Annotated in this window: 20 protein-coding genes; 12 read left to right on the forward strand and 8 right to left on the reverse strand. The window is 72.3% G+C overall.

Annotated elements, in window-relative coordinates; translation table 11 throughout:
* From ACQP1S_RS19065 to ACQP1S_RS19105, 9 genes are all read left to right on the forward strand, one after another.
* Positions 1–825, forward strand: a complete 825-nt coding sequence (locus ACQP1S_RS19065) for an alpha/beta fold hydrolase (RefSeq protein WP_357898602.1) — start codon at positions 1–3, stop codon at positions 823–825.
* Between the two features lie 26 nt (positions 826–851).
* Complete coding sequence (locus ACQP1S_RS19070) at positions 852–1,814, forward strand: sulfotransferase domain-containing protein (RefSeq protein WP_432897201.1); 963 nt, start codon at positions 852–854, stop codon at positions 1,812–1,814.
* Between the two features lie 89 nt (positions 1,815–1,903).
* Positions 1,904–3,751, forward strand: coding sequence for a hypothetical protein (locus ACQP1S_RS19075; RefSeq protein WP_432908138.1), 1,848 nt, complete (start codon positions 1,904–1,906; stop codon positions 3,749–3,751).
* Positions 3,752–3,946: 195 nt separating this feature from the next.
* Positions 3,947–4,942, forward strand: a complete 996-nt coding sequence (locus ACQP1S_RS19080; RefSeq protein ID WP_432897204.1) for an extracellular catalytic domain type 1 short-chain-length polyhydroxyalkanoate depolymerase — start codon at positions 3,947–3,949, stop codon at positions 4,940–4,942.
* A gap of 52 nt (positions 4,943–4,994) precedes the next feature.
* Entirely contained in the window at positions 4,995–6,170 is a 1,176-nt protein-coding gene (locus ACQP1S_RS19085; protein WP_432897207.1) for an ABC transporter ATP-binding protein, read from the forward strand.
* A complete protein-coding gene (locus tag ACQP1S_RS19090) occupies positions 6,167–6,994 on the forward strand; it encodes an ABC transporter permease (RefSeq protein ID WP_245722434.1) in 828 nt (275 codons plus the stop codon). The genes ACQP1S_RS19085 and ACQP1S_RS19090 overlap by 4 nt, the downstream gene beginning before the upstream one ends.
* Before the next feature lie 60 nt (positions 6,995–7,054).
* On the forward strand, positions 7,055–7,921 hold the full coding sequence (locus ACQP1S_RS19095; RefSeq protein ID WP_432897210.1) for a 3'(2'),5'-bisphosphate nucleotidase CysQ: 867 nt from the start codon (positions 7,055–7,057) through the stop codon (positions 7,919–7,921).
* On the forward strand, positions 7,918–8,832 hold the full coding sequence (gene cysD / locus ACQP1S_RS19100) for a sulfate adenylyltransferase subunit CysD (RefSeq protein ID WP_432897213.1): 915 nt from the start codon (positions 7,918–7,920) through the stop codon (positions 8,830–8,832). Before ACQP1S_RS19095 ends, cysD begins: the two co-directional genes overlap by 4 nt.
* The gene (locus tag ACQP1S_RS19105) at positions 8,832–10,136 is read left to right on the forward strand and encodes a sulfate adenylyltransferase subunit 1 (protein WP_432897216.1); all 1,305 of its coding nucleotides are present in this window, start codon (positions 8,832–8,834) and stop codon (positions 10,134–10,136) included. Before cysD ends, ACQP1S_RS19105 begins: the two co-directional genes overlap by 1 nt.
* 54 nt (positions 10,137–10,190) lie before the next feature.
* Here ACQP1S_RS19105 and ACQP1S_RS19110 read toward each other — a convergent pair whose 3' ends face one another.
* The 7 genes from ACQP1S_RS19110 to ACQP1S_RS19140 all read right to left on the reverse strand — a co-directional run bounded on the left by ACQP1S_RS19110 (position 10,191) and on the right by ACQP1S_RS19140 (position 18,506).
* Positions 10,191–11,762, reverse strand: a complete 1,572-nt coding sequence (locus ACQP1S_RS19110; protein ID WP_432897219.1) for an FAD-dependent monooxygenase — start codon at positions 11,760–11,762, stop codon at positions 10,191–10,193.
* A 260-nt stretch (positions 11,763–12,022) separates the two neighbouring features.
* Complete coding sequence (locus ACQP1S_RS19115) at positions 12,023–12,643, reverse strand: TetR family transcriptional regulator (RefSeq protein ID WP_432897222.1); 621 nt, start codon at positions 12,641–12,643, stop codon at positions 12,023–12,025.
* Between the two features lie 103 nt (positions 12,644–12,746).
* On the reverse strand, positions 12,747–12,881 hold the full coding sequence (locus ACQP1S_RS19120) for a hypothetical protein (RefSeq protein WP_432897225.1): 135 nt from the start codon (positions 12,879–12,881) through the stop codon (positions 12,747–12,749).
* Positions 12,882–13,012: 131 nt separating this feature from the next.
* Positions 13,013–15,289: a catalase/peroxidase HPI gene (katG, locus tag ACQP1S_RS19125; RefSeq protein ID WP_432897228.1), complete on the reverse strand. Its 2,277-nt coding sequence runs from the start codon at positions 15,287–15,289 to the stop codon at positions 13,013–13,015.
* A 23-nt stretch (positions 15,290–15,312) separates the two neighbouring features.
* Positions 15,313–15,741: a Fur family transcriptional regulator gene (locus ACQP1S_RS19130; RefSeq protein ID WP_091243559.1), complete on the reverse strand. Its 429-nt coding sequence runs from the start codon at positions 15,739–15,741 to the stop codon at positions 15,313–15,315.
* Positions 15,742–15,838: 97 nt separating this feature from the next.
* On the reverse strand, positions 15,839–16,879 hold the full coding sequence (locus ACQP1S_RS19135; protein WP_432897232.1) for a LacI family DNA-binding transcriptional regulator: 1,041 nt from the start codon (positions 16,877–16,879) through the stop codon (positions 15,839–15,841).
* A gap of 10 nt (positions 16,880–16,889) precedes the next feature.
* Complete coding sequence (locus ACQP1S_RS19140) at positions 16,890–18,506, reverse strand: glycoside hydrolase family 43 protein (protein WP_432897234.1); 1,617 nt, start codon at positions 18,504–18,506, stop codon at positions 16,890–16,892.
* Between the two features lie 626 nt (positions 18,507–19,132).
* Between ACQP1S_RS19140 and ACQP1S_RS19145 the strand changes: the two genes are divergently transcribed.
* The 3 genes from ACQP1S_RS19145 to ACQP1S_RS19155 all read left to right on the forward strand — a co-directional run bounded on the left by ACQP1S_RS19145 (position 19,133) and on the right by ACQP1S_RS19155 (position 23,915).
* Positions 19,133–19,270 carry a hypothetical protein gene (locus tag ACQP1S_RS19145; RefSeq protein ID WP_432897237.1) on the forward strand — a complete coding sequence of 46 codons (138 nt, stop codon included), beginning with the start codon at positions 19,133–19,135 and terminating at the stop codon, positions 19,268–19,270.
* Positions 19,263–22,124: a glycosyl hydrolase family 95 catalytic domain-containing protein gene (locus tag ACQP1S_RS19150; RefSeq protein WP_432897239.1), complete on the forward strand. Its 2,862-nt coding sequence runs from the start codon at positions 19,263–19,265 to the stop codon at positions 22,122–22,124. Before ACQP1S_RS19145 ends, ACQP1S_RS19150 begins: the two co-directional genes overlap by 8 nt.
* A 117-nt stretch (positions 22,125–22,241) precedes the next feature.
* On the forward strand, positions 22,242–23,915 hold the full coding sequence (locus ACQP1S_RS19155; RefSeq protein WP_432897243.1) for a cellulose binding domain-containing protein: 1,674 nt from the start codon (positions 22,242–22,244) through the stop codon (positions 23,913–23,915).
* A gap of 159 nt (positions 23,916–24,074) precedes the next feature.
* Here ACQP1S_RS19155 and ACQP1S_RS19160 read toward each other — a convergent pair whose 3' ends face one another.
* Complete coding sequence (locus ACQP1S_RS19160) at positions 24,075–24,965, reverse strand: SGNH/GDSL hydrolase family protein (RefSeq protein ID WP_432897246.1); 891 nt, start codon at positions 24,963–24,965, stop codon at positions 24,075–24,077.
* Positions 24,966–24,993 lie beyond the last annotated feature (28 nt).

Below are 24,993 nucleotides of genomic sequence, written 5' to 3' on the forward strand. Positions count from 1 at the left end.
ATGGTCCGGGCGAACGGGATCACCCTGCACACGCAGCGGCTCGATCCCCCCGGTCCGGCCGTCGACGGCCGGACCGGGCCGACGCCGACCGCCGTCCTGATCCACGGGATGGCCTCGGACACCATGGCGAGCTGGTACTTCACCCTGGCCGAGCCGCTGTCCCGGGCCGGTTTCCCGACCGTCCTGTACGACCTGCGCGGCCACGGGCGCAGCGAACGCCCCGCCACCGGGTACGCCCTGGACGACTTCGTCGACGACCTGGCGGCGCTGCTGGACAGCCTGGACGTCACCGGTCCGCTGCTGCTGCTGGGCAACTCGTTCGGCGGGACCATCGCCTTCGGTTACGCCGCCCGGCACCCGGACCGGGTCGCCGGCATCGTGACCGTGGAGTCCGGGCCGCCGGTCCCGGAGTGGATGCGCCGGGTCCGCGAGCGGCTCGCCCGGGTCGCCGCCCGGCTGCCCCGGGCCGGGGCGGTCACCGAGATCGGGGCCCGGCGGGGCCGGGTCGCCGCCCAACGGGCCGCCGAGACGCAGCGGATGCTCACCGACACCAGCCTGGCGCAGGAGTTGCCGGCGAGCCCGCTGCCGACGGCCGGGGCGCTGGCCGCGATCGGCTGCCCGGTGCTCTGTCTCTACGGCGGCGACTCGGCGGTGGTGGAGCTGGCCCCGACGGTCCGTGGGCTGCTGCCGCAGACCCGGGTCGTGGTGCTGCCCGACCAGAAGCACACGGTGCTGATCGACCGGCCGGAGGAGGTCCGCCGGCTGGTCTTCGCCTGGCTCGCCGAGGACTGCTCGCTCGACGTGGCCCAACCCACCACCGCATGACGACGCGACACGCAGGAGGACTTCCGATGGACACCCCGATCACCGGCCGGTCGATCATCATCAGCAACGGTCGGTGCGGCTCCACGCTGCTGTCCGACCTGATCCACGAGGAGCCGGACACCCTGTCGGCCCAGGAGTTCTTCATGTCGGTGGCGCCGTGGGCACGCAGCGCCGAGGTGCTCACCGGCGACGAGTACTGGGCGGTGCTGGCCAGCCCCAAGGCGGAGCTGTCCACGCTGTTCCGGATCGGGCTGCCGCCGAAGGAGGTCCGCTACCCGTCGACGGGCCGGTGGGCCGACCGGCTGGTCGAGCTGCCCCGCATCCTGGCGATCACCCTGTCGAAGCTCACCGCCGACCCGGACGCGCTGTTCGACCAGCTCGCCGAGCGGGTGCCGCAGTTCCGCACCCAGTCGGTGGCCCAGCACCACCACGACTTCCTGGACCTGCTCGCCGTGCTCACCGGCAAGACCCGGTGGGTGGAACGCTCCGGCGGCTCCAGCCACGTGGCGCCGTACCTGCTGCGGGGGTTCCCGGACTGCAAGGTCGTCTACCTGACCCGCAGTTGGGAGGACACCGCCCGGTCGATGAGCCGGCACTCGTCGTTCCAGCTCATCCAGTTGCGGGTGGAGTTCCTCGGCCGGTGCGGCCTGGACCCGTTCCGGGTCGGCGCGGACCAGGCGGTGCCGGAGGACCTCCAGCGGTTCCTGCCGGACCGGTTGACCGCCGACGCGCTGCGCGAGCGTGGCGAGGACCTGCGCCGCTACCTCGGGTTGTGCGCCTTCATGAGCAGCCAGGCCGACCAGGCGCTGCGGGACGTCCCCCCGGCGCACCTGCTGCGGATGTCGTACGAGGACCTGGTCGCCGACCCGGTGGCCGAGCTGACCGGTCTCGGCCGGTTCCTGGACTTCCCCGACCCGGCCGGGTGGGCCGAGCGGATGGCGTCGCGGGTCGTGGCCCCGGCGACTCGGAAGCTGCCCGCCCCCGTCTGAGCGGTCCCCTGTTTGTCCCTGCCCACCCCGGGCCCGGTCCGCCGGGCCCGGGGGCGGGTCTTCCCCTTCCTTCGAAAGAGAGACAGTTGGTGAATCCACTCCGGTTCTCCGCACGGCGGTTGTCGACCGCCGTCGCCGTACTCGGGCTCGGGTCGGTGTTGGCGGTACCCTCGGCGGCGCTCGGTGCGCCACTCGACGCCGCCGACACCGGCAGCGCGGCCAGCACGGCCAGCGCACAGCAGAGCAGCCCGCAGCTGCTCGCCAAGGCCCAGCCGGACGAGTGCTTCGCCGGGATCGGGTTGCCGTACCCGGCCGGTCCGCCGTGCGCCACCGGCAAGACCAAGGTCAACCAGGCGTACCTGTGGGGCATGACCCGGGTCGGCAAGATGCTGTGGTTCGGCACCGGAGCGAACGTCAACTGTCTGACCAGCGGACGGGCCCTGCGCAACACCACACCGACGGTCAACGACGACTGGGTCTGCGAGTACGGCGAGAGCCAGGTCGCCAAGCGCAACCCGCAGTTGCCCCCCATCCTCGGCGACCACCGTCAGCCGCGCCTCTACACCTACGACACCCGCGCCAACAAGCTGACCGAGAAGACCGACCTGATCAAGGCGGCCTCCACCGACGACGCCAACCGGTTGCAGACCACGGCCGGCATCCGGGCGGCCGGGAGCTTCGGCGGGGTGGCCCTGCTGGGTGGTCCGGCGCTGGGCACCAGCGTCAACCTGTTCGCGTTCGACACCGACACCGGCGCGTTCCTCGGCTCGCGCAACTTCCCCATGTACGGCAACATCCGGCACTTCACGGTGGCCGGTGACGCGCTGTACGCCGGGGTGGGTGTCGGGGCCAACGGGGGTGAACGCGGCCACGTGCTGCGCTGGGCGGGCAGCAAGTCCGACCCGTTCGCGTTCACGGTGGTGGCGAACCTGCCGGCGCAGGCCGCCGACCTCACCGTCCACCAGGGACGGCTCTTCGTCACCACCTGGCCGGGCTCGGACGCCGAGTTGGCCGGGCCGACGGCCGGTGCCGCCGCTGCGACGGCCGGTGCCGCCGCCCCGCCGCCGAGCATCGCCGCGGTCTGGATGAGCCCGCTGCTGGCGTCGGGCACCCCGGGCCTCAACCCGGAGGACGCCGACGGCTGGCAGCAGGTGTGGACCGCGTCGGCGTACGAGCCGGACCCGGTGGTGGCCCGCGCGTACGCCCTGGGCGGCCTGGCCTCCTACGGCGGTTTCCTCTACTGGGGCACGATGCACGTGCCGATGAAGGCGACCACTGTGCACATGACGACCTACCCGCCGGCGGACGATGCGGCGGCCCAGGCCACCATCCAGAACACCCAGCGGTCGATCAGCATCTACCGGGGCCGTAACTTCGGCTCCCACTTCGAGAAGGTCGAGCTGCTGTACGGCGCGACCGAGCTGCCCGCGTTCGACCCGGCGGCCAACGGTGGGGTCGGTGCCTGGGCGTTGCAGTCGACGCACCAGACGCCGAAGTTCGGGCCGGCCGGTTTCGGCAACCCGTACAACAACTACACCTGGAAGATGGTGGTGGCCGGCGGGAAGTTGTACGTCGGCACGATGGACTGGAGCTACCTGGCCAAGGAACTGGGCAAGGAGACCGCCACCGAGCTGGGCCTGCCGCAGCTGGCGGACGAGCTGGCCGAGGCGCCGATGGCGGCGGCCGGGATGCGGGCCAGCGCCCTGCCGGAGGCGGTCTACGGCGGTGACCTGTACGCCTTCCCGTCGCCGACGAAACCGGCGACGACGGTCGACAAGACCGGGCTGGGCAACTACCTGAACTACGGCATCCGCAACATGGTCGCCGACGGTCCCACCCTCTACCTGGGGATGGCGAACCCGATGAACCTGCGGGCGGACCCGACCGACGACGTTCCCGAGGGTGGTTGGGAACTGCTCCGGCTCCGGGGCTACTGAGAAACCGGGGCGTCGGCCCGGTGACCGCACCGTCGCCGGGCCGGCGACCCCTCCCTGCCTCTTGCCGAATCCTGGCGCGTCCCTGACGTTGCTCGAACATTCCCGGGCGAAAGTATTGATATGATGCCTTTTACCGTTTTTCGCCCTGAAGTCGGGCCGCGCTTCCGTCGACCGGGCCGCTCGACCGGCCGGCTCGTGGGGACGCTCACCCTGCTCGTCGCCCTGACCGCCCCCGCCGGATGCAGCCTCGGTCGGGAGGACACCGGCTCCCCCACCGGCCCGTCGGCCGACGCCCCGTCCTCCGGCGACGCACGGCCGGCACCGGGCGTCCCCGTCGGCAGCTCCACGCACACCATCACCGTGGACGGACGCGAGCGCGGCTACCGGTTGTACCGGCCCGCCTCGGCCGACCTCGCGAAGCCGCTCCCGCTGGTGGTGATGCTGCACGGCGCGGCCGGCACCGGCGAGCAGGCCGAGCAGGCGTACGGCTGGACGGCCCAGGCCGACCGGGACGGTTTCCTGGTGCTGTTCCCGGACGGGCTGAACCGGGCCTGGGCCGTCGGTCCACAGTGCTGCGGCGCACCCGCCCGGGAGGGTGTCGACGACGTCGGCTTCATCACCGAACTGGTCGCCACCGTCGGTCGGGAGCTGCCGGTCGACCCGGCCCGCCGGTACGTCACCGGGATCTCCAACGGTGGGCTGCTGGCGTACAAGCTGGTCTGCGACACCACGACGTTCGCCGCGATCGGCGCGGTGGCGAGCACCCTGACCGGGCAGTGCGCCGACCCGAAGCCGGTCTCGGTGCTGCACATCCACGGCCGGCAGGACCAGACCATGCCGTACGGCGGTGGCCCCGGTCGCCGGGACAACGGCGGCACCGGCCGCAACCCGGTGAAGATCGACGGCCCGCCCGCCCCCGAGCTGTCCGCCCGGTGGCGGTCCGTCGACTCCTGTGGCGCACCGAAGGTGACCACCGACGGGCCGGTCACCCGGTCGACGGCCAGCTGCGCCCAGGGCCGCGCCGTCGAGCTGATCACCGTCGCCGACGCGGGACACCAGTGGCCCGGCGGCCGGCCCAACCCGCCCCGGGCGGAGAAGCTGCTCGACCTCGATCCCCCCTCCACCGCGCTGAACGCCACCGACACCATCTGGCGGTTCTTCGCCGCGCACCCCCAGCCCTCCGGCGGCTGACGGCACCACCGCCGGCCCCGCCGGCACCCGCACCCCCAGAACAGGAGTTGAGATGCCCAGCAGAGACGGGCCGGCAGTGGTCGAGGTCCACGATCTCGTCAAGCGCTATCCCCGTGCCGACACCAACGCGGTGGACGGGCTGTCGTTCACCGTCACGCCGGGCGAGATCTTCGGGCTGTTCGGGCCGAACGGGGCCGGCAAGTCCACCACGGTCGGCATCCTGACCACCCGGTTGCGAGCCACCGGCGGCCGGGTGACGGTCGGCGGGGTCGACGTGGGCCGGGACCCGGCCGCCGCCCGCGCCCAGTTGGCCGTGGTGCCGCAGCACAACAACCTGGACCGGGCCCTGACCCCCCGGCAGAACCTGGTCTACCACGCCACCTACCACGGGGTACGGCGACGGGAGGCGCAGGCCCGCGCCGCGGAGTTGCTGGAGCGGTTCGGCCTCACCGAGCGGGCGGACCGGCGGATCGAGGCGTACTCGGGCGGGATGGCGCAGCGGTTGATGATCGCCCGTGCGCTGACCCACGAGCCGACGGTGCTCTTCCTCGACGAGCCGACCAACGCCCTCGACCCGCAGACCCGCCTGCTGATCTGGGGGCAGCTGCGCGAGCTGCGGGCCCGCGGGGTGGCGATCGTGCTGACCACGCACGCGATGAACGAGGCGGCCCGGGTGGTCGACCGGGTCGGCATCGTCGACCACGGCCGGCTGCTCACCCTCGACACCCCGACCAACCTGGTCCGGGGCCTGGCCGGGGACGCGCTGCTCGACCTCACGGTCACCCCGGCCGGTGGCGACGACCCGGACGCGATCTGCGCCGCCCTCGGCGAGCTGACCGGCGTCCGCAAGGCGGAACGGTTGGCGACGCCGACCGGGCCGGCCGGGTGGCGACCGGGTGGCGGCGGTGCCGGGCTGGCCGGGGTCGGCGCGGGTGGCGCCGGCATGCTGGCCGCGCTCGCCGCCGGGGCCGGTGGTGGCCGTCCCGGCGCCGGCCGACTGGCCGCCCTGGCCGGCGCGGGCCTGCTCGGGCGCGGCGGCGGCGCGGCGGGCAACGGCGGCCGGGGCCGGCTGCGCATCCGGCTGCACCTGGCCGGCGAGGCCGCCACCCTGCTCGGCCCGGCGGTGACCGTGCTCGCCGCCCGGTCGGCGGCGATCAATGCGGTCGACATCGGCGAACCCAGCCTGGAGGACGTCTTCATCGAACTCACCGGAAGGCAACCGAGGTGACCGCTCTCGACACCCCGACCCCGCTGCGCCCGACCATCGCGCCGCGCTCCCGCCCCGGGACCGGGCGGGTGTTCGCCGCGGTGCTGCGCCGCGACCTGATGGTCACCGGCCGGGAACTCTGGGTCATCCTGGTGCAGGTCGGGCTGACGCCGCTGTTCATGCTCTTCGTCTTCAACACCGTCCTGGGCAGCCAGGGCCTCGTCGGGCGCGGCTTCGCCGACGTGTTCCTGCCCGGCATCATCGCGCTGGCCGCCCTCACCACCGCGTTGCAGAGCGTGGCCCTGCCGCTGGTGAAGGAGTTCGGCTTCACCATGGAGATCGAGGACCGGCTGATGGCGCCGCTGCCGACCGGGTACGTCGCGATCGGCAAACTGGTGATCGCCACCATCCGGGGGTTGCTCGCGGCCGTGCTGATCTACCCACTCGGGGCGCTGATGGTCGGCTCCGCGCCGTGGCGACCGGCGGGGCTACCGCTGGCGTTCGTGGTGGCGCTGCTCGGCGCGTGGATCGGCGGGGCGATCGGGATGAGCCTGGCCACCACCCTGCCGGTGCAGCGGATCAACGTCACCTTCTCGGTGATCCTCACCCCGATCATCTGGACCGGGTGCATCCACTATCCGTGGCCCCGGCTGTCGTCGGTGCCCTGGTACCAGGTGGTCACCGCGCTCAACCCGATGACGTACGTCTCGGAGGGGGTGCGCGGGGCGTTGCTGCCCGGCGTGCCGCACCTGCCGGGGTGGGTGTGCCTGACCGTGCTGACCGGGGTGGCCGTCGTGCTGACCTGGGTCAGTGTCCGCTGCTTCAGCCGTCGGGCGATCCAGTGACCCGCCACGCCCGGCACCGCACCCGCACCACGCCCGTACCCGACAGGTCGAGGAGTTGCCATGGTTGACCCCACCATCGCCGAATCCGACGCGGCGCTCGCCCGCCGGCTCGCCGTCCTCGCCGGTGAGCTGCTGCTGCGGGTACGCGCCACGCACGGCCACGCCGATCCCGCCGCGTTGAAGGCCGCCGGTGACCGGGCGTCGCACGACTTCCTGCGGGCCGAGCTGGCCCGGTGGCGGCCGGCCGACGCGGTGCTGTCCGAGGAGGACGAGGGCTCCCGGCTGGTCGACGGCGGCGACGGGGTGTCGCGGCGGACCGCCGACCGGGTGTGGATCATCGACCCGCTCGACGGCACCCGGGAGTTCTCCGAGCAGGGGCGCACCGACTGGGCGGTGCACGTGGCGCTCTGGGCCCGCGACGCGGCCACCCCGCACGGGCTGATCGCCGGGGCGGTCGGGTTGCCGGCGCAGCAGCGGGTGCTGGCCACCGACGTCCCGGTCGCACCGCCGGCCACGCCGACCCCACCCGGCACGGCGCTCCGGTTGGCGGCCAGCCGCAGCCGTCCCCCCGCCTTCCTGGCGGACCTAGCCGACGAGGTGGGTGCCGAGCTGGTGCCGATGGGTTCGGCGGGGGCGAAGATCGCGGCGGTGGTGACCGGTGACGTGGACGCCTACATCCACGCGGGCGGCCAGTACGAGTGGGACTCCGCCGCGCCGGTCGCGGTGGCCACGGCCGCCGGGTTGCACGCGTCCCGCATCGACGGCTCCCCGCTGACCTACAACGAGGCGGACCCCCGGCTGCCCGACCTGCTGGTCTGTCGCGACGAGTTGGCCGCGCCACTGCTGGCCGCGCTGCGACGGCAGCTGGCCGGTACGGCGGTCCCGTCCGGCTCCCCCGCCCCCCACCCCGGAAAGGACCCGAGATGAGCAGCGGATCGGCTGCGTACCAGGTCTCCCAGCTCGACGAGCTGGAGGCGGAGAGCATCTTCGTGATGCGTGAGGTGGTCGCCGAGATGGAGCGGCCGGTGCTGCTCTTCTCCGGTGGCAAGGACTCCATCGTGATGCTCCGGTTGGCGCAGAAGGCGTTCGCCCCGGCCGGCGTGCCGTTCCCGGTGATGCACGTGGACACCGGGCACAACTTCCCCGAGGTGCTCGACTACCGGGACCGCCGGGTGACCGAGCTGAACCTGCACCTGATCGTGGCGAGCGTGCCGGAGGCGCTCACCCGGGGCCTGGTGCGGGAGTCCGGCGACGGGATGCGTAACCGGATCCAGACGCCGGTGTTGTTGGACGCGGTGGAGAAGCACCGGTTCGACGCGTTGTTCGGTGGGGCGCGGCGGGACGAGGAGAAGGCGCGGGCCAAGGAGCGGGTGTTCTCGTTCCGGGACGAGTTCGGGCAGTGGGATCCGAAGAACCAGCGGCCGGAGCTGTGGTCGTTGTACAACGGCCGGCACCACCCGGGCGAGTCGATCCGGGTGTTCCCGCTGTCCAACTGGACCGAGCTGGACATCTGGCACTACATCGCCCGGGAGCAGGTCCCGCTGCCGTCGATCTACTATGCCCACGACCGTGAGGTGGTCGAACGCGACGGCATGTTCTACGCCGTGAACGAGTTCTTCCAGCCCCGGGCGGGTGAGCAGCCGTTCACCGCGCGGGTGCGGTACCGCACCGTCGGCGACGCCTCCTGCACGGCGGCGGTGCGCTCGGACGCGGACACGGTGGAGAAGGTCATCGAGGAGGTCGCGGCCACCCGGATCACCGAGCGAGGCGCCACCCGGGGCGACGACCGGGTCAGCGAGGCCGCCATGGAGGACCGTAAGCGGGAGGGCTACTTCTGATGAGCACCGACATGCTGGCACCGGCCGGTTCCCCGACCGAGGCCCGACCGATGGACCTGTTGCGGTTCGCCACCGCCGGGAGCGTGGACGACGGCAAGTCGACCCTGATCGGTCGGCTGCTCTATGACACCAAATCCCTGTTCACCGACCAGTTGGCGGCGGTGGAGGCGGTCAGCGCGGCCCGGGGTGACGAGTACACCAACCTGGCGTTGCTCACCGACGGTCTGCGGGCCGAGCGGGAGCAGGGCATCACCATCGACGTGGCGTACCGCTACTTCGCCACCCCGAGGCGGAAGTTCATCATCGCCGACACCCCGGGGCACACCCAGTACACCCGCAACATGGTCACCGGCGCGTCCACCGCCGACCTGACCCTGGTGCTGGTGGACGCCCGGAAGGGGCTGGTGGAGCAGTCGCGGCGGCACGCGTTCCTGTGCTCGCTGCTGCGGGTGCCGCACCTGGTGTTGTGCGTCAACAAGATGGACCTCGTCGACTACTCCCAGGAGGTCTTCGAGCAGATCGCCGACGAGTTCACCGCCTTCGCGGCCAAGCTCGACGTACCCGACCTGGCGGTGGTGCCGGTGTCGGCGCTCCAGGGTGACAACATCGCCACCCGCTCCGAGAACATGCCGTGGTACGAGGGCCCGTCGCTGCTGCACCACCTGGAGCACGTGCACATCGCCTCGGACCGGAACCTGGTCGACGTGCGGTTCCCGGTGCAGTACGTGATCCGCCCGCAGTCGACCACCGTCACCGACTACCGGGGCTACGCCGGTCAGGTCGCCTCCGGTGTGCTCAAACCCGGCGACGAGGTGATGGTGCTCCCGTCCGGCTTCACCAGCCGGATCGCCTCGATCGACACCGCCGACGGCCCGCTCGACGAGGCGTTCCCGCCGATGTCGGTCACCGTCCGACTGGCGGACGAGATCGACGTCTCCCGGGGCGACATGATCTGCCGGCCGCACAACGCCCCCGCCGTCTCCCAGGACATCGAGGCGATGGTCTGCTGGATGGACGAGACCCGCCCACTGGAGGTCGGCGGCAGGTACGTCGTCAAGCACACCACCCGCTCCGCCCGCGCCATCGTCCGCGAACTGCACTACCGGCTCGACGTCAACACCCTGCACCGGGACGAGAGCAGCACCGCACTCGCGCTCAACGAGATCGGGCGGATCCGGTTGCGGACCACCGTGCCGTTGCTGGTGGACGACTATCAGCGCAACCGCACCACCGGCGGTTTCGTCATCATCGACGAGGCTACCAACCGCACCGTCGGCGCCGGGATGGTCATCCAACGGGACTGACACCGCAGCACGTACCGGCCGGCCCGGCCTCTCCGCCGGGCCGGCCGTCGACCGTCAGGACCGGTCGGTACGCGGCTGGCCGAACCAGCGGGTCAGCGCGGCCCGCAACCGGTCCCCGTCCCCGCCGTCCGCCGTGGACTGCCAGGCCACATAGCAGTCCGGGCGCAGCAGCAGAGCGGTCGACGTGCCGCCGTCGGTCCGCCCGGGAGGCTGGTCGGCCGGTCCGGTGCCGATCTCGGTCCGCCCGGTGACGACGTCGACCCGGTCCCGCCACGGTGCGGCCACCGGGGCGAGGGCGCCGGTGGGGTCGAGCAGCAGGGCACGGGCGGGCCGGGTCAGCTCCGCCAGCCGTACCGGGCCGGCGTCGGTGTGCAGCACCAGGTCGGGTGCCCAACGCCCGACCAGCGGCCCGCCGGGCTCTCCCATCTCGTAGTGGATGTCCGCGCCGGCCAGCAGGGCGGCGACGTGGGCGGCGTTCTCCGGCCGGTCGAGCAGCTCACCGACGAGCACGCGCAGCGCGGTGACCTCGCTGCCCGGGGCGATCAGCGCCGACTGGGCCTGGGTCGACATGGTCACCCGCCGGGCCACCGGGTGGCGTTCCGCCTCGTACGAGTCCAGCAGCCCGTCCGGGGCCCAGCCGTGCAGCTGTCCGGCCAGCTTCCAGCCCAGGTTCACCGCGTCCTGGAGGCCGAGGTTGAGTCCGGGCCCCCCGATCGCGGAGTGCACGTGGGCGGCGTCGCCGAGCAGCAGCACCCGTCCGGCGCGGTACCGCTCGGCGAGTCGGGTGTTGCCCCCCACCAGGCGGCGTAGCAGGTGCGGCCCGGCCCCGGCCGGCGGCTCGATCGGTACGTCGACCCCGAGCACCCGGGCGACACTGGCCCGCAGCTCGGCGAGGGTCAGTGGCCCGTCGAACTGCGCCGAGTCGGGCCACTCGATCGTGCTGAGGCCCGGCGGACGCCCGGTGAAGGGTGCCCACACGATCAGCCCCCGCTCGGTACGGGTGTGCCGGAACGGCGGGACGGTGCCGTACCCGGGGATCGCGAGGCCCCCGGTCGACACGTCGACCAGCTCCGCCGGCAGGCCGACGTGGGCGGTACGGGAGACCGCGCGATCCGTGGACACGCCGGGGAAGCCGATCCCGACCAGCCGGCGTACGACGCTGTGCCCGCCGTCCGCGCCGACCAGATAGCGGCAGCGCAGGGTGGTGCCGTCGGAGCATGCCACCCGTACGTCGTCGACCCCCTGGGTCAGCCCGGTCACCTCGTGCCCCCGGCGGACCTGCACGCCCAACTCGGCGGCCCGCTCGGCGAGCACCCGCTCCAGGTGTGCCTGCGGGACCTGGAGCAGGTGCAGCGGGTTGTCCGGCACCGCCCGCAGGTCCAGCGGCAACGCCCCGAAGACGAATCCGGGCGCGGGTTGCGGTGGGGCCGGATCGTCGACGAGGCGGTGGTAGAGGCCGCGCCGGTCGAGCATCCGGACCACCTGACCGACCAACCCGTTGGCGCGCTGCTCGGTGGTGGGTGCCGACAGCCGCTCGCACACGACCGGGCGGATGCCGGCCAGGGCCAGCTCGACGGCGAGCATGAGGCCGTTCGGGCCGGCGCCGACGATTATGACATCGATCATGGCAAGATCCTTTGAGGGCGTGGTCGACCCGCCCGCCGAGGTGGCGGGCCGTGGACAGGGCAGGACACCCCGACGAGGTGCCGGCGGACGCGGCGAGTCGCGCGCGGACGGTGCGGAGCGGGCGGTCAGCGCCGTTGCCGGGGATGTTTCAGGAGTGCGCGGTCAGCGCGGTCCGCGCAGCGGTCCGGGGTGGGCCGCAGCAGTGCAGGGTGAGCGGTCCGCGCGGCGGTTCGGGGTGGGCCGCAGGGCGGGGTGGGCGGTCAGCGCGGTGTGGGGACCGGCAGGCCGGCGGCGAGTTGGGCCAGGGCGTCGGGGAGTAACCGCTCCATCGCCACGGGCGGATCGGCGCGGAGGAAGTGCCGGATCGCCGCGTTCACGGCGGCGGTCACGCTGGCCGCCACCAGATGGGGATACAGATCGCGCTCAGGGTCGGTGCCGGTGCGTTCGGCGACGGCTGCGGCCAGGTCGGCCTCGGCGATCGCGCTCGCGCGCAGCATCTCCCCCTGCAGCGCCGGCTCGGCCAGCATCACCGCGAGCCCGTCGACCCACTCGGTGTGCGAGCCCGGCGGTGACTGCGCGACCTCCGGACCGGGGGTGAACCGGGTCAGCGTCGCCTCGATCAGTGCCGCCCAGAGCGGTTCGTCGGCAGGCCGCTGGCGCAGCGCCTCGGCCACCCGCCGACTGCGGTCGAGGTGCCGGAAGGCGATCGCCTCGGCCTTGCTGGAGAAGTAGTTGTTGAACGTACGCGGGGACACGCCCACCGCCTGGGCGATGTCCTCCACCAGGACGTTGTCGAAGCCCCGTGTCACGGTCAACCGGATGGCCGCCCAGCTCAGCGCCGCCCTGGTCTCGGTCTTCTTACGCTCGCGTAGTCCGCTCACGAACCCAGCATACAGAAAAGTGCGCGGAACGCAATATTACGTGCCGCGCACTTTTTGCTCCACGACCCACTGAGGGCGCTCCCCGCGAGGTCCCCACCGAGGCTCACCGCAGGGGCACGGTGATGTCGAGCCCGACCACCAACGCCAACGCCCGCACGCGGGCGACCGGCGCCGCACCGGGCGGCGCCACCCCACCCACGAGCAGCAACGGACCGAGCAGGGCTGCCAGAAGATGCACGAACGACACCATCGGAAATTTGGGGCTTTTGCCCAATATGAAACACCGCCGGCTGACCGACTCCGGAAGCCCCGACACGGACGGGCCCCGGCCGATCGTCGATCGGCCGGGGCCCGCGCAGCAACCTCGGGTCAGGAGAGATCGAAGCGGTCCAGCTCCATGACCTTGGTCCAGGCCGCCACGAAGTCGGCCACGAACTTGGCGCCCGCGTCCTGGCTGGCGTAGACCTCGGCGAGGGCCCGCAGCTGGGAGTTGGACCCGAAGACGAGGTCGACCGCGGTGGCGGTCCACTTCACCTCGTCGGTGGCCAGGTCCCGGATCTCGTAGACGTGCTCGTCGGACTCCGACGCCTTCCACCGGGTGCCCGGGGAGAGCAGATTGGCGAAGAAGTCGTTGCTGAGCACGCCGGGCCGGTCGGTGAGCACGCCGTGCGACGCGCCACCCACGTTGTTGCCGAGGGCACGCAGGCCGCCGACCAGGACGGTCATCTCCGGCGCGGTCAGATTGAGCATGTAGGCCCGGTCGACGAGCAGCACCTCCGGCTGGGTCTTCTCGCCCGGACGCAGGTAGTTGCGGAACCCGTCGGCCCGCGGCTCCAGCACGGCGAAGGACTCGACGTCCGTCTCCTCCTGCGAGGCGTCGGTGCGGCCCGGGTGGAACGGCACGGTCACCTCGACGCCGGCCTCGCGGGCGGCCCGCTCGACGGCGGCCGAGCCGGCCAGCACGATCAGGTCCGCGAGGGAGATGGTGGCCGCACCGGCCGCGTTGAACTCCCGCTGGATCCCCGCCAGGGTGTCCAGCACCGTCGCGAGCTGCTCGGGCTGGTTGACCTCCCAGCTGCGCTGGGGTTCGAGGCGGATCCGCGCGCCGTTGGCGCCACCGCGCTTGTCGGTGTGCCGGAAGCTCGCGGCCGAGGCCCACGCGGTGGCGACCAGCTGTGCGGTCGTCAGGCCGGACTCCAGGACCTTCGCCTTGAGGGCGGCGACGTCGGCGTCGGACACCAGCTCGTGGTCGACGGCGGGCACCGGGTCCTGCCACAGCTGGGGCTCGGCGACCCACGGGCCGAAGAACCGGCTGACCGGGCCCATGTCGCGGTGCAGCAGCTTGTACCAGGCCTTGGCGAACGCCAGCGCGAACTCGTCCGGGTGCTCCAGGAAGCGCCGGGAGATCTTCTCGTACGCCGGGTCGACGCGCAGCGACAGGTCGGTGGTGAGCATCGTCGGCTTGTGCTTCTTCGCCGGGTCGTGGGCGTCCGGGATGATCGCCTCGGCGTCCTTGGCGACCCACTGCTTCGCCCCGCCGGGGCTGGTGGTCAGCTCCCACTCGTAGCCGAAGAGGATCTCGAAGAAGCGGTTGCTCCACTGCGTCGGCCGGTCGGTCCAGGTCACCTCCAGACCGCTGGTGATCGTGTCACCGCCCTTGCCGCTGCCGTGGGTGCTCAGCCAGCCCAGGCCCTGCGCCTCCAGCGGGGCACCCTCGGGCTCGGGGCCGACGTGGTCGTCGGCGATGCCGGCGCCGTGGGTCTTGCCGAAGGTGTGGCCGCCGGCGATGAGCGCGACGGTCTCCTCGTCGTTCATCGCCATCCGGCGGAAGGTCTCCCGGATGAAGTGCGCTGCCGCGAGCGGGTCCCCGCTGCCCCGGGGGCCCTCCGGGTTGACGTAGATGAGGCCCATCTCGGTCGCCCCGACACCGGCCGTCATCTCGCTCTCGGAGGCGTAACGCTCGTCGCCGAGCCAGGTGTCCTCCGGGCCCCAGAAGATCTCCTCCGGCTCCCACACGTCCTGCCGGCCGAAGCCGAAGCCGAACGTCTTGAAGCCCATCGACTCCAGGGCCACGTTGCCGGCGAGCACGAGCAGGTCGGCCCAGGAGACCTGCTGGCCGTACTTCTGCTTGACCGGCCAGAGCAGCCGGCGGGCCTTGTCCAGGTTGGCGTTGTCCGGCCAGCTGTTCAGCGGCGCGAACCGCTGCCCGCCGTCACCGGCGCCACCGCGGCCGTCCTCGATCCGGTACGTGCCGGCGGCGTGCCAGCTCATCCGGATCATCAGGCCGCCGTAGTGGCCGAAGTCGGCCGGCCACCAGTCCTGCGAGGTGGTGAGGGCCGTGGTGATGTCCCGCTTGAGCGCCTCGACGTCGAGCTTGGCGAGCTCCCGGGCGTAGCTGAAGTCCGCCCCCAGCGGGTTGCCCTTGGCCGAGTGGGCGTGCAGGACCGAGAGGTCGAGCTGGTTGGGCCACCAGTCCCGGTTGGTACGCGGACGCCCACCGGTCTTCGGCGTCGGCGAGTCGATCGCCGGGTTCTCGCTCTCGCTGCCGTGCGCGGTCACCGAGTCGTGCGCGACCGGGCAGCCGGCCGCCGCCTTCTGGTCCACGCCCTGCGCGCTGGCGGGGGCGTTGTCCTGGGTGTCGCTCATGAACTTCCTTCCGAGCTGGTGGATCACTGGGAGGTGCGGTCGGTCGCGCAGTCGGGGCAGGTGCCCCAGTAGACGACCTCCGCCTCGTCGACCACGAAACCGTGATCGTCGGAGGCGGTGAGACAGGGAACATGGCCGACGGCACAGTCGACGTCGGCGATCGCACCGCAGGAGCGGCAGACGACGTGGTGGTGGTTGTCCCCCACCCGCGACTCGTAGCGGGCGGGCGACCGGCTCGGCTGGATGCGGCGCACCAGACCGGCCTCGGTGAGCGCCCGCAGCACGTCGTAGACCGCCTGGTGGGAGACCGTGGGCAGGTCGGCCCGCACCAACGCGATCACCGTGTCGGTGTCGACGTGCGGGTGGTCCCGCAGCGCGGCGAGCACGGCCAGTCGGGGCCGGGTCACGCGCAGCGAGGCCGCCCGCAACCGTGCCTCGAGGTCGGCCGTCATGGTACGACCCTAGTCCGCTGTTCTGGAACAAATCAAGTTTATCCCCGGTGTGGCGGCACACGATCTCCCCACCGCCGGGTGATCGGGCCGGGCGGGGTCAGCGGGAACGTGGCGGCGCGGTGCTGCCCCGCACCACGAGCGAGGTGCCGAGTTCGTACCGGTCCTGGGCGAGCGGGTGGCCGTCGGCCAGGGACAGCGCCAGCCGCGCGGCGGTGGCGCCGATCTCCCCGAATGGCTGCCGCACCGTGGTCAGCGCTGGCGTCAGCCAGGCCGCCTCGTCCACGTCGTCGAAGCCGACGACGCTGAGGTCGTCGGGAATCCGCAGGTCGGCCTCCCGGGCCGCCGCGTAGACGCCCAACGCCTGCAGGTCGTTGCCGCAGACCACGGCGGTGGGCGGCTCCGGCCGGACGAGCAGCTCGGCACCGAGGCGTCGGCCCTCCTCGAAGGTGAAGACACCGCTGCGTTCGAGGCGCTCGTCGAACGGGACACCCGCGTAGTCCAGCGCGGCGCGGAAGCCGTCCCGGCGGGCCCGCGCCGACAGGTCCCGGACCGGGCCGGTGAGCACCCCGATCCGCCGGTGGCCGAGATCGAGAAGGTGCCGGGTGGCCGACAGCGCCCCGCTCCAGTTGCTCGACCCGACGGCGGGGACGGGAAACAGGTTGCCGATCGGATCGACCGCGACCAGCGGAATGCCGACGGCGGCGAATCTTGCTCCATCCTCGGCGGTGACCAGCGAGAACACCGTGATCACGGCGGCCGGCTGGCGCAGCAGCAGCGACTCCACCCAGGGCCGCCCCGCCCGCAGACTGTGCTGCACGTCGGTGAAGCCGACCGTGTGGTCCCGTGGGCCGGTGACCTCCTGCACGCCGCGCAGGATCGGCATGGCGATCGAGGAGAGCATCTGATGGAAGACCACCTCGATGCAGGGCGTCACGCTGCCGGCCGGTCGACGGCGGTAGCCGTGGTCGCGCAGCAGCGCCTCCACCCGCTGGCGGGTCTGCTCGCCCACCCCCCGGCGGCCGTTGAGCACCTTGGACACCGTCGGTGGGGACACCCCGGCGAGTTCGGCGATGGCGGCGATGGGCAGGTCACCCCGCCGGGGCTTGCGGGAGCCACGGCGTCGACCTTCCTCGATCACGAAGGGAAGTCTACGGTGCGTGCTCCATCCGGACCCCGGGAGCGCCGACGGGCCCGACCTCCGCAGGGTCCGGCGCACGCGCCCCCGGCCGGTATGCGCACCAGTCGAACGCGGCGCTGCCCTGGGTGACGTACATGCCGATCACCCGGCCGGTGAAGCCGCCGGCCACCTCGGTGGACAGGTAGCGCCCGTCCAACTCGGCCAGCACGACCGGGCCGACCGGGCCCGTCACCTCGAACGTGATCATGTCGCAGCCGACGGCGCGTACCCCCCGGGGCGCGGTCTCGGCCGCCAGCTCGGCGGCGGAGGTCACGGTCGGCGGGAAGACGTCGTCGGTGCGGGTGGCGATCGTCAGCACGAGCGGCCCCGGCGGTACGGCGTGGGTGGCGAAGACCTGCCGGAACGGCCCGACCCGGCCGATGACCCGGACCGTGCCGGCCCGCACCTCCAGATCGTAGTGGTGCGCCTCGTCGATCCGGATGGTGAGCCCGGCGGTGCCACCGTCCGGGTCCATCCGGACGCTGGTCCGGCAGTCGTGGTGCCGCTGCCGCAACGCCACGATCGTCGCGCCGGCCAGGTCGAGGGTCGCGCCCGCGGCGTACAGGGTGAGCCAGCCCGGCCGGGCGGTCAGCGACCAGGACCCGGCGGGTCGGCGGCGTGGCGAGATCCACCCGGGTGCCAGCGCGGTCGCGTCGAAGTCGTCACGGTAGGTGCCCGGGTCGGCCGGGGCCGCGTCGGCCGGGGCGCTGCCGGCGGGCGCGGCGGTGAGCTCCTCGACCGGGTCGACGACCGGCCAACCGTCGACCCAGCGCACCGGCGCGAGGAAGGTCTCGCGGCCGAGGACGTGATAGGGCGGCCAGTGGCCCTTTGCCCGGATGCCCAGCAGGACCAGCCACCAACTGCCGTCGACGGCCTGGACCAGGTCGGCGTGCCCGGTGGCCTGCACCGGGCGGTCACTGCTGCGGTGGGTGAGGATCGGGTTGGCGGGCGCGGGGGTGAACGGGCCGCGCGGGCTACGCGAGCGGGCGACGGACACCGCGTGGCCGGTGTGCGTGCCGCCCTCGGAGAGCAGCAGGTACCACCAGCCGTCGATCCGGTAGAGGTGCGGCGCCTCGGGGTACTGGCCGCCGGTGCCCGACCACAGCGCGATCGGCCCCTCCAGCACCTCCCCCCGGTCGGGGTCGATCCGGTAGGCGTCCACGCCGGAGGTGGTCAGCCAGCAGTTGCCGTCGTCGTCCCAGGCCAGCGAGGGGTCGACGTGCGGCAGGTCGACATAGACCGGATCGGACCACGGGCCGGTGGGTTCCGGTGCGGTGACGATGAGGTGCCGGCCCAGGCTGACGTTGGTGGTGATCAACCAGAACCGCCCGTCGTGGTGGCGCAGGGTCGGCGCGAAGATGCCCCGGGACGCCTCGGCGTCCGGGGGCAGTTCGCACTGGCCCGGCCGGTCGAGGACGTTGCCTATCTGCCGCCAGTTGACCAGGTCGCGGCTGTGCAGCAGGGGTACGCCCGGGAAGTACTCGAAGCTGGAGCAGACCAGGTAGTAGTCCTCGCCCACCCGACAGACGCTCGGGTCGGGATGGAAACCGGGGACGACCGGATTGCGGTAGGACGGTCCGGCGGACACCGGGTGCCACCTCCCTGGGTCGTCGGCCACGGCAGACGGCGTCTGCGGGGCAGGGACACCGCCACGGTCCAGAAATGTTTGCGATAACATTTCGCAACCTGAATGCTACGGAAGGCCCGCCCCGGGTTCAAGGTCCCCCCGCGTGCCGACCCACCCCGCACCGGGGGCAGTTCACCCGCCACCTCGGCGAAGAAGCCCTGATCTGGCAGTACGCCCGCGCACGGGTGGCCGTCCCACCGGCCGGCAACCCACCCGGGCACCCGCCGGGCCCGGCGGGGCCGCGTACGGCACACCGCCCGGGCCGCCGAAACCCGGCAAGGAACATTCGCGCAACATGACGGTCATATCTTGACGGGGCCCCGTGAATCCACGAGAGTCCATATAAGGCGAGATGGTGCGCCGTCGGGAGCTCGACGCGCCGTCGTGGCATTCGTGGATGCCGACGTCAGGGTGCGAGGGGCCGCGCCTGTTAACGCTCACAGCAGCGTTTCCGTTGCTGACTGATCGCCACACCGGCTCGGGACGGGTGGCGATCGGCCGTGTCCCCGATCGGGTCCACGGCGACACACACCCCACCCTGCGCTGTTGCCGGCCCGCCACCGCGCACCACCGACAGGAGTCACGCCATGGCAAGACGCCAGGCCGACACCGGCACGCCGCCCCGACGGCCCGGGGCGCGGCGGTTCCGCACCTGGTTCGGCGACGACGCCCGCCCCCACCCGCACCCGTCCCTGATCCGCACCGCTGGGAGTGATCATGTCTGAAGTCACCCGAAGGAACGTCCTCAAGGCCGGGGCGGCGGGGACCGGCGCCGCGCTGCTGCCGGTCGCCTGGACCGCCACCGCCCGCGCCGGCTCGGCCGCGCCACCCCAGGTGCTGGCCGCGAACGACCTGGCCCTGTGGTACGACGAGGGGGCCGGCACCGACTGGCTCCGCGCGTTGCCGATCGGCAACGGACGACTCGGCGCAATGGTGTTCGGCAACGTCGACACCGAGCGGCTCCAGCTCAACGAGGACACCGTCTGGGCGGGCGGGCCGTACGACTCCGCCAACACCCGGGGCGCGGCCAACCTGGCCGAGATCCGGCGGCGGGTCTTCGCCGACCAGTGGACCTCGGCGCAGGACCTGATCAACCAGACCATGATGGGCAACCCGGGTGGTCAGCTCGCCTACCAGACCGTGGGCAACCTCCGGCTGGCCTTCGGCTCGGCCAGCGGGGCGAGCCAGTACGTCCGGACCCTCGACCTGACCACCGCCACGGTCACCACGACCTACCTGCTGGGCGGCGTACGGCACCAGCGGGAGGTGTTCGCCAGCGCGCCCGACCAGGTGATCGTGGTGCGGTTGACCGCTGACCGGGCCAACGCGATCACGTTCTCCGCCACCTTCGACAGCCCGCAACGCACCACCGTGTCGAGCCCGGACGCCGCCACCATCGGGCTCGACGGCATCTCCGGCAGCCAGGAGGGGGTCACCGGCTCGGTGCGGTTCCTGGCCCTGGCCCACGCCGCGGCGACCGGGGGCACGGTCAGCAGCTCCGGCGGCACCCTGCGGGTGTCCGGTGCCACCAGCGTGACCATCCTGATCTCGATCGGTTCCAGCTACGTCAACTACCGCACCGTCAACGGCGACTACCAGGGCATCGCCCGCACCCGGCTCAACGCCGCCAAGAGCGTCGCCATCGAACAGCTACGCAGCCGCCATCTCGCCGACTACCAGGCGCTGTTCAACCGGGTGAGCATCAACCTGGGGCGTACCGCCGCGGCCGACCAGACCACCGACGTACGGATCGCGCAGCACGCGAGCGGCAACGATCCGCAGTTCTCCGCGTTGCTGTTCCAGTTCGGGCGGTACCTGCTGATCTCCTCCTCGCGGCCGGGCACCCAGCCGGCGAACCTCCAGGGCATCTGGAACGACTCGCTGACGCCGTCGTGGGACTCGAAGTACACCATCAACGCGAACCTGCCGATGAACTACTGGCCGGCCGACACCACCAACCTCGCCGAGTGTTTCCTACCGGTCTTCGACATGGTCAAGGACCTGACGGTGACCGGTGCCCGGGTCGCCCAGGCGCAGTACGGCGCCGGTGGCTGGGTCACCCACCACAACACGGACGCGTGGCGGGGCGCCTCGGTCGTCGACGGGGCGCTGTGGGGCATGTGGCAGACCGGTGGCGCCTGGCTGGGCACCCTCATCTGGGACCACTACCTGTTCACCGGTGACCTGGGCTTCCTCCAGGCCAACTACCCGGCGCTCAAGGGCGCCGCCCAGTTCTTCCTCGACACCCTGGTCGCCCACCCGACGCTCGGCTACCTGGTGACGAACCCGTCGAACTCGCCGGAGCTGCCGCACCACTCGAACGCCAGCGTCTGCGCGGGCCCGACGATGGACAACCAGATCCTGCGGGACCTGTTCGACGCCGCGGCCCGCGCCAGCGAGACCCTCGGCGTCGACACCACCTTCCGGTCGCAGGTCCGCACGGCCAAGGACCGGCTGCCCCCGAGCCGGGTCGGCTCCCGGGGCAACGTGCAGGAGTGGCTGGCCGACTGGGTGGAGACCGAACGGACCCACCGGCACGTCTCCCACCTGTACGGCCTGCACCCCAGCAACCAGATCACCAAGCGGGGCACCCCGGCGCTGTACGAGGCCGCCCGTAAGACGCTGGAGCTGCGGGGCGACGACGGGACCGGCTGGTCCCTCGCCTGGAAGATCAATTTCTGGGCCCGGTTGGAGGACGGCACCCGCGCCCACAAGCTCATCCGCGACCTGGTCCGCACCGACCGGCTCGCACCGAACATGTTCGACCTGCACCCGCCGTTCCAGATCGACGGCAACTTCGGCGCCACCTCCGGCATCGCCGAGATGCTGCTGCACAGCCACACCGGCGAGCTGAACGTGTTGCCCGCGCTGCCGAGCGCCTGGCCCACCGGCCAGGTCGCCGGCCTGCGGGGGCGCGGCGGATACACCGTCGGCGTGGCGTGGAGCAGCGGTCAGCCCGACCAGATCGGCATCCGCGCCGACCGGGACGGCACGCTGCGGCTGCGCTCCCGGCTGTTCACCGGCAGCTTCACCCTCGTCGACGTCGCCGACGACAGCGCCCCGGCCACCACCCGTCCAGAGACCGACGTCGTCCAGTTCACCGTCCGCGCCGGTCACACCTACCGGGCGGCCCGGCCGGGCGTGACGCCGACCCTGACCCCGACGCCCACCCCCACGGCGACCCCGACGCCGACCACCCCGCCGCCGACGACGCCCCCGCCGACCACCACCCCGCCGCCGACGACGCCGGTCCCGACCACCAGTTCGCCCGCGCCCTCGGGCGCACGGGCGACCTACGCGGTGACGGGTTCCTGGTCGGGTGGCTTCCAGGCCGAGGTCACCGTGACCGCCGGCGCGACCGCGATCCGCGGCTGGACGGTGTCCTGGACGTTCGCCAACGGACAGACCATCAGCCAGATCTGGGGCGGGTCGCACAGCCAGAGCGGCGCGAACGTGACCGTGAAGAACGTCGACTACAACGGGGCGCTGGCCGCCGGCGCCTCCACCACGTTCGGCTTCATCGGCACGGTGAACGGCACCAACAACGCACCGACGAACCTCACCTGCACCACGACCTGACCGGCGTGGGACGCGCGTCGCCGCCTCGCCCCGCCCCCGGGCCGGTCGAGGTGGCGGCGCGCGTCCTGCCCCCGGCCGGCGCGCACGATCCCACCTCTGTGAAACGGACGGAAGAACATGAGAAGACCATCTACCCGCGGGCGTCGCCTGCTGACCGCTCTGGCGGCCGGGCTGCTGCTGGTGGCGGGCCCGGCGGTGGTGCTGCGGACCTCCCCGGCGCTGGCCCTGGACAACGGGGTGGCCCGCACCCCGCCGCTGGGGTGGAACAGCTGGAACACCTTCGGCTGCAACATCAACGAGGCTCTGATCCGGCAGATGACCGACGCGATGGTCAGCTCCGGCATGAAGGACGCCGGCTACCAGTACGTCGTGGTCGACGACTGCTGGATGAACCCGAACCGGGACTCGGCCGGCAACCTCCAGGGTGACCCGACCCGGTTTCCCTCCGGCATGAAGGCGCTCGGCGACTACATCCACGCCCGGGGGCTGAAGTTCGGCATCTACCAGGCCCCGCTGGACAAGACCTGCGCCCAGTACTTCAACAGCTACCCCGGGGCCACCGGATCCCAGGGACGCGAGGCCCAGGACGCCCGCCAGTTCGCCGCCTGGGGCGTCGACTACCTGAAGTACGACTGGTGCTCGCCCAGCGGCAGCATCGACGACCAGGTGCGTGCCTTCGCCAAGATGCGCGACGGGCTGGCCGCAGCCGGTCGACCCATCGTGCTGAGCATCAACTCGAACAGCATCCACGCCAAGACCGGGCCACAGCGCAACTGGGGCGACGTGTCGAACATGTGGCGCACCACCGAGGACATCACCAACACCTGGAACAGCGGCCAGACCAACGGCTACCCGATGGGCATCCAGAACATCGTCGACGTCACCGTGCCGCTCGCCGCGCGGGCCAAGCCCGGCGCGTTCAACGACATGGACATGATGGAGGTCGGCCGCGGTGGCATGACCGACACCGAGATGCGCAGCCACTTCGCGCTCTGGGCCGTCCTGGCCTCACCGATGATCGCCGGCAACGACCTGCGCAACATGAACGCGGCGACCCAGACGATCCTGAAGAACGCCAACCTCCTCGGCATCAGCCAGGACCCGCTCGCGCTCCAGGCCAGCCAGGTCTCCTTCGACGGCACCCGCCGGGTGCTGGCCAAGCGGCTGGCCAACGGGGACGTCGCGGTCGCCCTGTTCAACCAGGGGACGGCCACCACCACGATCAGCACCACCCCGGCCGCGATCGGGCTGTCGGGCGGCTCGTTCACCCTGCGCGACGCGTGGAGCAACACGACCAGCACCACCTCCGGGACCATCTCGGCCAGCGTGCCGGGCCACGGCACCGTCGTCTATCGGGTCAGCGGCGCGACCAGCACCCCGACCCCGACCACCACTCCCCCGACGCCCACCCCCACGCCCACCACGCCGGCCCCGACCACCCCGGCTCCGACCACGCCGCCGCCGTCGACCGCGTCCTGCCAGGTCACGTACGCGATCAGCAGCCAGTGGCCGGACGGGTTCCAGGCCGAGGTGATCGTCCGCAACACCGGCACCACGGCGGTCGACGGCTGGAACCTACGGTGGTCGTTCGCCAACGGCCAGCAGCTCAACCAGGCGTGGGGCGCCACCTACACCCAGAGCGGCGCGCAGGTCACCGCCACGAACGTGGGCTGGAACGGCACCATCAGCCCCGGCGGCAGCGCCAACTTCGGCTTCATCTCCAGTTGGTCCGGCGGCAACGCCAAGCCGACCGGGTTCACCCTCAACGGCCAGGAGTGCGGCGTGGCCTGACCGGGAAACCGGCCCTCGCCCGCAGACGTGCGGACCCCTGTCATGAGCCGGCCCGGTACCGGGCCGGCTCATGACAGGGGGAACCTCCTCCCCGCAGGACGATCGGTGGCACCGACCCGATCCGGCAGGGCACCTGGTCAGTCGTCGCGCACGGCCCGCTCAGCTGTTCAACGTGGCCAGCAGGGCGGTGGCCATGCCCTGCTCGCCCCGGGCGTTGGGGTGGAAGGGCGCCGCGGCGCTCTCCGGCACCAGCCCCTCCACCCACCGGGTGCCGCTGCTCTTGCAGGTGTCGCGCCCGATCGACGGGGTGTAGACGTCGGCGTAGCTGGCGTCGTTCGCGGCGGCGACGCCGGCCAGCATCGCGTTGAGCGACTTGGCCACACCCCGCAGGTAGGGCACGTCCTGGTAGGCGATCGGGACCAGCGGCCAGCAGCCGTATCCGGAGTCCGGCACGATCGCCGGGTAACCGAGCACCACGACCCGCGCGCCGGGCGCGGCCTGGCGGACGGCCTGGAGCACGGCGGTCACCTTCGGCGCGGTGGCGGTGATCCGGGCCTGCAACTGGTCGGTGCCACCGGCGGTGTACCGGTTCTTGCACGGCGAGCCGAGCGGGCTGCTGAAGCTCGCCTGCGCGCAGTCGCTGATGATGCTGGAGAAGCCGATGTCGTTGCCGCCGATCTGCACCGTCACCAGGTCCGTGTTCGGGGTGACCGCGTTGAGCTGCGGTGGCAGCGCGCCGCCCCACGAGCCGCTGCCGCCGTAACGGATGTCGTCCGTGGTGGCTCCGGAGCAGCTCACGTCGGCGAACGACGAGGAGCCGGCGGACGCGGCGACCAGGGACGGGTAGTTGCGGTTGGAGCGCAGGCAGTTCAGGTCGACCTGGGTGGGGATCAGCGGACCGGACGTGTACGAGTCGCCGAGCGCGACGTAGCGACCGGTGGGGGCGGCGGCGCTGGCGGGCACGGCGGCGAGCAGCACACCGGCGGTGGCCGCGGCGAGCGCGACCGTCCGGGTGGCGGACCGCAGCAGCGGCAGGCGGGGACGGGGCATGACGCCTCCAGGGCAGATCACGGGGGTG

This window comes from Micromonospora matsumotoense (assembly GCF_050951065.1).
Lineage (GTDB): Bacteria > Actinomycetota > Actinomycetes > Mycobacteriales > Micromonosporaceae > Micromonospora > Micromonospora matsumotoensis.

Coding starts and splice junctions, on each gene's coding strand:
- ACQP1S_RS19105 (WP_432897216.1), top strand. CDS start 8,832: ATGAGCACCGACATGCTGGCACCGGCCGGTTCCCCGACCGAGGCCCGA.
- ACQP1S_RS19065 (WP_357898602.1), top strand. CDS start 1: ATGGTCCGGGCGAACGGGATCACCCTGCACACGCAGCGGCTCGATCCC.
- ACQP1S_RS19155 (WP_432897243.1), top strand. CDS start 22,242: ATGAGAAGACCATCTACCCGCGGGCGTCGCCTGCTGACCGCTCTGGCG.
- ACQP1S_RS19130 (WP_091243559.1), bottom strand. CDS start 15,741: ATGACGGCCGACCTCGAGGCACGGTTGCGGGCGGCCTCGCTGCGCGTG.
- katG (WP_432897228.1), bottom strand. CDS start 15,289: ATGAGCGACACCCAGGACAACGCCCCCGCCAGCGCGCAGGGCGTGGAC.
- ACQP1S_RS19085 (WP_432897207.1), top strand. CDS start 4,995: ATGCCCAGCAGAGACGGGCCGGCAGTGGTCGAGGTCCACGATCTCGTC.
- ACQP1S_RS19150 (WP_432897239.1), top strand. CDS start 19,263: ATGTCTGAAGTCACCCGAAGGAACGTCCTCAAGGCCGGGGCGGCGGGG.
- ACQP1S_RS19160 (WP_432897246.1), bottom strand. CDS start 24,965: ATGCCCCGTCCCCGCCTGCCGCTGCTGCGGTCCGCCACCCGGACGGTC.
- ACQP1S_RS19145 (WP_432897237.1), top strand. CDS start 19,133: ATGGCAAGACGCCAGGCCGACACCGGCACGCCGCCCCGACGGCCCGGG.
- ACQP1S_RS19095 (WP_432897210.1), top strand. CDS start 7,055: ATGGTTGACCCCACCATCGCCGAATCCGACGCGGCGCTCGCCCGCCGG.
- ACQP1S_RS19110 (WP_432897219.1), bottom strand. CDS start 11,762: ATGATCGATGTCATAATCGTCGGCGCCGGCCCGAACGGCCTCATGCTC.
- ACQP1S_RS19070 (WP_432897201.1), top strand. CDS start 852: ATGGACACCCCGATCACCGGCCGGTCGATCATCATCAGCAACGGTCGG.
- cysD (WP_432897213.1), top strand. CDS start 7,918: ATGAGCAGCGGATCGGCTGCGTACCAGGTCTCCCAGCTCGACGAGCTG.